Here is a 2,842-nt window from a genome sequence, read left to right as displayed (position 1 = left end):
GCTGGCCGACCCGCGCGTCGAGCAGCCCGGCCTGCGCCGCTATTATCTCGTGCCTTCGGCGACGACCGCCGCGGCCGGTGAAAGCGCGGCCCTCGACGTGCTGGCGCGGCTGATGGGCAGCGGCAGCAACTCCTATCTCTACCGCGCGCTCGTGGTCGACAAGCCGCTCGCGGTCTCCGCCAGCGCCAGCTATTCGAGCACCTGGCTCGACCCGACCCAGTTCGCGATCTCGGCTTCGCCCAAACCCGGCGTCAGCTTTACCGAGGTCGAGCAGGTGGTCGACGGCGTCATTGCCGACCTCACGCAGAACCCGATCCGCGCCGAAGACCTCGAGCGGGTCAAGACCCAGCTCATTGCGGAAGCGATCTACGCCCAGGACAACCAGGTGGTGCTGGCGAGCTGGTATGGCAGTGCCCTGAGCACGGGCCTGTCGGTCGAGGACATCAGGAGCTGGCCGGATCGCATCCGCGCGGTCACCGCCGAGCAGGTTCGCACCGTCGCACAGAAACGGCTCGAGAAGAAGCGCTCGGTGACGGGCTATCTGATCAAGGACACTGCTACCGCCAAGCGCAAGGAGAAGCGTTCGTGACCCATCCTCTTCCTTTCCCGCGCGCGCGGCGCGTCGCATTGTCCGTTGCCACCGGTGCGGCACTCGCGCTGGCTACGGTCTCGCCGTCACAGGCGGCCGCCAAAATCCAGCACCTGACCTCGCCGGGCGGCATCGAAGCCTGGTTCGTACAGGATGCGACCGTGCCGCTGATCGCCATGGAATATTACTTTGCCGGCGGCTCGGCGCAGGATCCCAAGGACAAGTCCGGCGTCGCCAATCTGGTCGGCGACCTCCTCGACGAAGGCTCCGGCGATCTCGACTCCAAGACCTTCCATGAGCGGCTCGACCGCCGCGCCATCGAGCTCTCCTTCAGCGCCAGCCGCGATACGTTCCGCGGCAGCCTGCGCATGCTGCGCGACAACAAGGACGAGGCCTTCGACCTGCTCCGAAGCGCGCTGACCTCGCCGCATTTCGATACCGCCGACGTCGAGCGCATCCGCGCGCAGGTGATCTCGGGCCTGCGCCGCGAGACCACCAATCCGTCGTCCCTGGCGAGCCGCAAATTCCTTGAGGTCGCGTTCGGCGACCATCCCTATGGCCGGCAGACCAAGGGCACGCTGGACAGCGTGCCGACCATCACCGTCGCCGACATGAAGGATTATGTCGGCCGCGTGCTGGCCAAGGACGGACTGAAGATCGCGGTGGTCGGCGATGTCGATCCGGCCACGCTCGGCAAGCTGCTCGACCACACTTTTGGTAGCCTGCCCGCAAAAGCCAATCTGACGCCGGTCGCCGACGTCGAGGCGGCAAAACCGCCGCAGCGCGCCTTCGTGCCGCTCGACGTGCCGCAGACCGTGATCACCTTCGGCGGGCCCGGCGTGAAGCGCAGCGATCCGAACTTCATGGCGGCCTATGTCGTCAACCACATCCTCGGCGGCGGCGGATTGTCCTCGCGGCTCTATCGCGAGGTCCGCGAGAAGCGTGGCCTCGCCTATTCGGTGTTTGAATCGCTGCTCTGGATGGAGCATTCGGCGATCTTCATCGGCAACACCGGCACCCGCGCCGACCGCGCCGGCGACACCATCGACGCCCTCGAGAAGGAAGTGCGCCGCATCGCCGAGGAGGGACCGACGCAGAAAGAACTCGACGAAGCCAAGTCGTACCTCAAGGGTTCGCAGATGCTGGCGCTGGATACCTCCTCGAAGCTCGCGCAGGCGCTGCTGCAATACCAGCAGGACAAGCTGCCGATCGACTATATCGAGAAGCGCAACGCCATCGTCGATGCGGTGACACTGGACGACGCCAAGGCGGCCGCCAAGCGCCTGTGGGGCCAGGGGCTGTTGACCGTCATCGTCGGCCGCGCGCCCCATACGCCAGCGCAGCCCGCGCCGAAGCTGAAATGATTCGGCGGTGGCTTCATTATCATGGCCGGGCTCGTCCCGGCCGCCATCGACGTCTTTCATAACAGCCCGCGCTGTTGATGTGGATGCCTGGCGATCCAGCTCGCGCCGAACGCTGGTGCCACCATCCTGCGGGTGTCACGCGACGCTACCACGCTTCCATCGAGCGCGCTTTTGCCGCTGCAATACTTAAGCTAGGTGTCGTAATGTCGCGAATTGTTGATTCAGGGCATTAGCGACAGTTGAGCTTTTAGAGCACGATGTTTTTATACTGAAACATACCCTGAATTTTTTTAGGTAGTTGGCGCACTCCTCCTTGGAGAAGAGGTCAAGGAGTTCGCCGACCTTGCGCCAAGTCGCTTCGACATCTCGTGTCTGCGCGGCTCGCATCAGGTGTTTGAGCTTGGCGAAGACCTGCTCGATCGGGTTGAGGTCGGGACTGTCGGGCGGCAGGAAGAGCCGATGCGCTCCCGTGGCGCGGATGGCACTCCTCGCCGCCTTGCCCTTGTGACTGCCGAGATTGTCGAGGATGACGAGTTCACCCTTTGCGAGGGTTGGCGCCAATACCTAAGAGTGAAGAGCTCGCCATTGATGGGGCCGTCGATGACCCATGGCGCGCTGATCCGGTCATGGCGCAGCGCCGCGATGAAGGTCATGGTCGAAAGGTGCAGACGCCTGGAGACGTTGCCCGTCGGTCCCCAGCCTCGCAGCGGCGCCATGTTGGTTTTGATCCAGATCTCGTCGATAAAGACCAGGCGCGAAGCGTCGATCTGAACCGTCCCGGGTTTGCCGGAGGCCATTTGGTTTAAGTTATGCCGCCATGGCCGATTGTTCCAGCATGGCGTAGTAGCGTTGCTCGGCTTCGGCCGGCGGGATGTTTCCGATGGGCTCC

2 protein-coding genes and 1 pseudogene are annotated in these 2,842 nt (G+C 64.1%); 2 read left to right on the top strand and 1 reads right to left on the bottom strand.

Annotated features, from left to right (window positions below):
• Both AC630_RS42080 and AC630_RS42075 read left to right on the top strand, forming a co-directional pair.
• Positions 1-589: M16 family metallopeptidase (locus tag AC630_RS42080; protein ID WP_143198769.1), on the top strand; the 589-nt coding region annotated here is incomplete at its 5' end.
• Entirely contained in the window at positions 586-1,953 is a 1,368-nt protein-coding gene (locus tag AC630_RS42075) for a M16 family metallopeptidase (protein WP_074124328.1), read from the top strand. The genes AC630_RS42080 and AC630_RS42075, both read left to right, overlap by 4 nt.
• A gap of 263 nt (positions 1,954-2,216) precedes the next feature.
• Here AC630_RS42075 and AC630_RS47670 read toward each other — a convergent pair.
• Positions 2,217-2,720: pseudogene (locus AC630_RS47670) on the bottom strand (transposase); the annotation flags it as partial.
• Positions 2,721-2,842 lie beyond the last annotated feature (122 nt).

The sequence above is a fragment of the Bradyrhizobium sp. AS23.2 genome (assembly GCF_001908185.1).
Taxonomy (GTDB): Bacteria; Pseudomonadota; Alphaproteobacteria; order Rhizobiales; family Xanthobacteraceae; genus Bradyrhizobium.
This window is presented reverse-complemented; position numbering and strand designations above follow the sequence as displayed.